This is a genomic window from Candidatus Magnetobacterium casense (genome assembly GCF_019173545.1).
Taxonomy (GTDB): Bacteria; Nitrospirota; Thermodesulfovibrionia; order Thermodesulfovibrionales; family Magnetobacteriaceae; genus Magnetobacterium; species Magnetobacterium cryptolimnobacter.
In genome coordinates this window covers 1-4,613 of the sequence record NZ_JABXWD010000290.1, presented here as the reverse complement: position 1 = coordinate 4,613, position 4,613 = coordinate 1, and the positions used below count along the sequence as shown (strand labels likewise).

The 4,613-nt window shown below is 47.3% G+C and carries 5 protein-coding genes; all 5 read left to right on the top strand.

Going from position 1 to position 4,613, the window contains the following annotated elements:
• On the top strand, window positions 1–634 hold a 634-nt coding region (gene bamD, locus HWQ67_RS13505; protein WP_218253214.1), incomplete at its 5' end, for an outer membrane protein assembly factor BamD.
• Between the two features lie 48 nt (window positions 635–682).
• Window positions 683–1,360: a precorrin-2 dehydrogenase/sirohydrochlorin ferrochelatase family protein gene (locus tag HWQ67_RS13500; protein ID WP_218253213.1), complete on the top strand. Its 678-nt coding sequence runs from the start codon at window positions 683–685 to the stop codon at window positions 1,358–1,360.
• Between the two features lie 125 nt (window positions 1,361–1,485).
• On the top strand, window positions 1,486–2,469 hold the full coding sequence (locus HWQ67_RS13495; protein WP_218253212.1) for a KpsF/GutQ family sugar-phosphate isomerase: 984 nt from the start codon (window positions 1,486–1,488) through the stop codon (window positions 2,467–2,469).
• Window positions 2,470–2,812: 343 nt separating this feature from the next.
• The gene (locus HWQ67_RS13490; RefSeq protein WP_218253211.1) at window positions 2,813–3,505 is read left to right on the top strand and encodes a hypothetical protein; all 693 of its coding nucleotides are present in this window, start codon (window positions 2,813–2,815) and stop codon (window positions 3,503–3,505) included.
• A gap of 24 nt (window positions 3,506–3,529) precedes the next feature.
• Window positions 3,530–4,522, top strand: coding sequence for a hypothetical protein (locus HWQ67_RS13485; protein WP_218253210.1), 993 nt, complete (start codon window positions 3,530–3,532; stop codon window positions 4,520–4,522).
• Window positions 4,523–4,613 lie beyond the last annotated feature (91 nt).

Below are 4,613 nucleotides of genomic sequence, written 5' to 3'. Positions count from 1 at the left end.
TGCCGTTAAGATGATCGAAAACAAGGAGTACACCGAAGGTCGGGAGCTGCTTACGGAGGTGATCAACAGGGACCGGACAAAGACCTATGCCCCGCTTGCGCAACTTAAGCTGGCCGAGTCCTACGTCAAAGATGACGAGGTTGACCTGTCAATAGAGGAGTACAGGAAGTTTTTGAGTTCCTATCCGGATAACAGATATGCCCCTAATGCGCAGTATCAGATAGCTGCTCTTACGTTTAGCCAGATAGAGGGTGCGGACAGAGGTTACAAGGCGGCTGAGAGCGCCATCAGGGAATTCAGGAAACTGGCCGAACTCTATCCCAGAAACCCATACAGGGATGTCATAGAGTTGAGGCTCCAAAAGTGCAGAAACGTCCTTGCAGAGCATGAGTTCTATGTGGGCAAGTTCTATCTCAAAAAGGAGTCATTTAAGGCAGCCCTTGGGCGTTTTAATATCATCCTGGAGAAGTACGGTGATTTTACTGCCGTTGATGAGGTCTATTATCACATGGCGATGTCATACAAGGGGCTTAAGGACAAGGACAAGGCCCGGGAGTATTTTAATAAGGCCCTGGAGATAGTCAAAGAAGACAAGCTGCGCAAGGAAGCCCGGAAAGGGCTTAATTCCCTATAGAGCTGCCCCTGCCGGGGGGTGCCGTAACTGACCCGTGGGCATATCTCGTTGACCTACTACCCAGTATTTCTGAACTTCACTAACAAGAAGTGTCTCATCGTGGGAGGGGGCAAGGTGGCACAGCGAAAGGCCATAAAGCTCCTGGAGACTGGGGCTTCTCTGACGATAGTTGCTCCGGTACTTACCGAAAAATTAAGACAACTAAAGGACGCCGATATGTTTACCCACAAGGAGCGAACGTTTATGAGGGAGGACCTCGACGGCGTATTTATGATCATAGCGGCCACATCTGACAAACAAGTCAACGAAGAAATCGCAGCGCAATTCAGCGGTCTTGTAAACGTCGTTGACAGTCCGCGGCAGTGCAGCTTCATCGTGCCATCCTCGGTGACAAGTGGCGACTTAACCATAGCGGTCTCCACCTCCGGTGCAAGCCCGGCATTGGCAAGCACGATACGACGGGAGCTTGAGGTCCTGTATTCGAAGGGGGAGTTTTCAGATTACGTCTCATTTCTACGGGCCTACAGGCAGAGGGTCCTCGATAGCTATGTTGGTGCTGAGATCAAGGACGCCCTGCTAAAACAGACGGTCTGCAAGGAATCCGTGGAGGCAGTAAGGGCCGGCAGGTTGGAGGCAGTAAGGGCAAGACTGCTGCAAGGGATACCAAAAAAATTAGCGCTTGACAAGTATATCTCAATTAAGGTATCATATCCGACGTGCCATTAGTCACGTGATGTAAATATACTGACAAGTGTTAAGGAGGAAGTCTTACAGAAGCCTTCCTACACTCGCTGTTGAGGACGTTTATTGCTGCAGCTCTTGGGGAGAAGAGGTCTCTGTTTCCGTAGACAATGCAAGATAGTACTCAAGATAGAACCATAGATGTTGCCAAGGGGGTTTTGCGGATCGAGGCCGACTCAATCCTGGCCCTTGTGGATAGGGTGGATGGCAGTTTCCTTACGGCAATTGACATTCTCTATCGCAGCACAGGCAAGGTGGTGATAACGGGTATGGGTAAGTCCGGCCTGATCGGCAAGAAGATCGCCTCAACGCTTGCCTCAACAGGGACTCCGGCGTTTTTCATGCACCCCGCAGAGGCCGGACACGGAGACCTCGGCATGATCACCCCACAGGACGTCATCGTTGCCATCTCCAACAGCGGTGAGACGGATGAGGTGCTCATGCTCCTGCCGTTTTTCAAGCGCTATGATCTTGATATTATTGCCATGACCGGCAATATCGTATCGTCGTTGTCCAGGGCTGCCAGTGTGACCATTGACATATCGGTCAAGGAGGAGGCTTGTCCGTTGGGGATTGTGCCCACGTCCTCGACCACGGCTGCCGTTGCCATGGGCGATGCCATAGCGGTTGCGCTGCTTGTCAGGAGGGGGTTTGACAAGGAGGCCTTTGCCTTCTTTCATCCGGGCGGAAGTCTTGGCAAGAGGCTCATTATGCGCGTCAAGGACCTCATGCACAGCGGGGAGGCACTGCCACTGGTGACCCTCACAATGCCGATGATGCAGACGGTCATAGAGATATCGTCCAAGCGTCTGGGGATTGCCGTGGTGGTTGATGATGACAAGCGGCTCGTTGGCATAGTCACGGACGGTGACCTAAGGAGGGGTTTGGAGAGGTGGGGCAAGGAACTCTACGATATGGACACCGCCGCCATTATGACACCTTCCCCGCGCGTGATCTACGAGGACGAACTGGCCGCAAAGGCACTGGCAGTCATGGAGACCAACTGTATCACGTCCCTGGTGGTGCCCGATCAAAACGGCCTCGTAAAAGGTGTCATACACATCCACGACATGCTAAAAAGTGGTATCGTGTGACAAGAGAAAGACAAGGAGGGCGGCGCTGCCCCCTTTTATGGCGGTGGCGGGTGCGACCCGCTGCGGGAATATCGTGCCTCACCCCTCCTTGACCTCCCCCGCAAGGGGAGGGGCGAGCCGCAATCTTGTCGCAGCAGGGGGTTGGCAAGGGGTCAGCGCCCCCCGGCTCAGTCCCCCTGGCTGAAAGTCGCACCTGCCCCTGGCACGAAGAAGTCCCCTTGACCCCATAATTATGTGATCGTACACATGAAAAATTTATGCAAGTATCTGATATTTTTTTCTTTACTTTTTAATTCTGTATGAGATAAAATAGTGAAATTTGTAAAGAGAGGGTGTAAAGCTAATGGTAGACGAAAAAATAGAAAAAGCAAAGGTAGATATATTAAACAGCCTCAGCGATGCTGGAGAAAGCGGCTTAAATAAGGGCAAACTTGGAAAAGACGCTAAGATAAGAAACACGGCGTTGGATGCGCTCATTAAAGCAGGGGAAGTAGTAAACATAGGGTTGGTAAGCAAAGCTTTGTATGTGTTAAAGGAATTTGACAATGCCCTGGAGCGTGCTTGTGAGATAATTGACAGAGAAACCTCAACTGAAATCAAGTTGTTTAGCAAAGCTGTGATTAAAGACATGAAGGCTCTGCCGGCAGGAAAAATACGCAAAAATGCACAAGCGGCTGCTGACAGGCTGGTAAAAGAGGGGAAGCTATTAAGACTTAAGCACGGCAGGAGTATTCTGTATCTGAATGTCTCCGTAATAAAGCAGCCAAAGCCGGTAACTAAACTGACTAAAGAGCGGGTGTTGGAGGCATACAAAAAACTCAGGGACGAGACGAAGTTTGAATACGTGGAGTTATATAAGCTGATAAAGGAGCTTTCTACAACCAAGGAGCAGCTTCAAGATATACTCCTGCAAGAGAGTCGATTAGGTAATGCGGTGTTGAATGAGGGTGTTTGGGCCACTTCTTCTGAAGAAGCCCGTGCCGCGGCAATTCATCTTAAAGGCACACCACAACTTCAAGTAAAGTACAAAGGCTAAGTAAGGCATAGAGATGACAATATAATGATTAATCCCTTTGAAAACAACATAGTTGATGAATCTCAAATACTTAAGGGCATTGAACAGGGGATATCCAGTCTTAATGATCACGCATTAAATACAATTATTGAGCAGTTTGAAAGATTAGATGGTAAGTCTGAACCATGCGAGCGGAAACTTACTCATGCACAGTTTGTAGTATCTCCAGCCCCTGGCTATGGGAAGTCTCATTTGATTGGCCGGTTGTTTAAAGAATTAAGTCAAAAGGCAACCCTGATTTATATAACTCCATTGGGAAACGTAATTTGGCAATCCCTATTGCATAGGATTGTACAAGAACTGCGCTTGCCAGATAAAATTGACGGTAAGCATGATAAGAAAAAAAACCATCGACAACTTGAGGCATTTACCCTTAGTATTTTAGAGAAATTGATACTTTATGGAGTAAAGGGTAAATTAATAAAAAAAGAAGACATCCCTATTTCTTCAAGTGAACTAAAAAACATCCCATATGAAAAAAGTGAAAAGTCAAAAAAACTGCTTGATTGGGTTAAGGAAAATATTAAGACACTGGAAGATATTTTCTATGAACAAATTGACGAACATAAAATATCTCTAAGTGATTCTCCGTCTAATTGGTTGAGGGTGCTTTTCACTTATACTTACTATACAGGCAATCGTTCTGTGAGACAGAATTGCACAGATTGGCTTATAGGTGGGAAGTTTGACCAGGATGAGGCTAAGAAGATCGGTGTAAAGATATCTGACACTATTACAGCATCCGATGGGATTAACGAACTATGTAAATCGCGAATTAAAGATTTTTGTCAACTTGCATTGTTCTTTCGACCATTTGTTTTTTGCATAGATCAGACTGAAGTATATCGTGAGAATGAAACTCGTGTGATATCCCTTGGTACTTTAATACAAGAGTTGACAGATTCCTTCTATAATCAAATGACAGTAGTTACAGCAATAAGGCCAATATGGGAAGATAAGATAAACCTTCATGAATAGGAGCACTATTCGCCCCCGCCCATGAAAATTGCGAGAGCCTTATGCATTGTGCCCTGGTTCTACTGCTCTTGACAGTTTTTTCATTCAACTG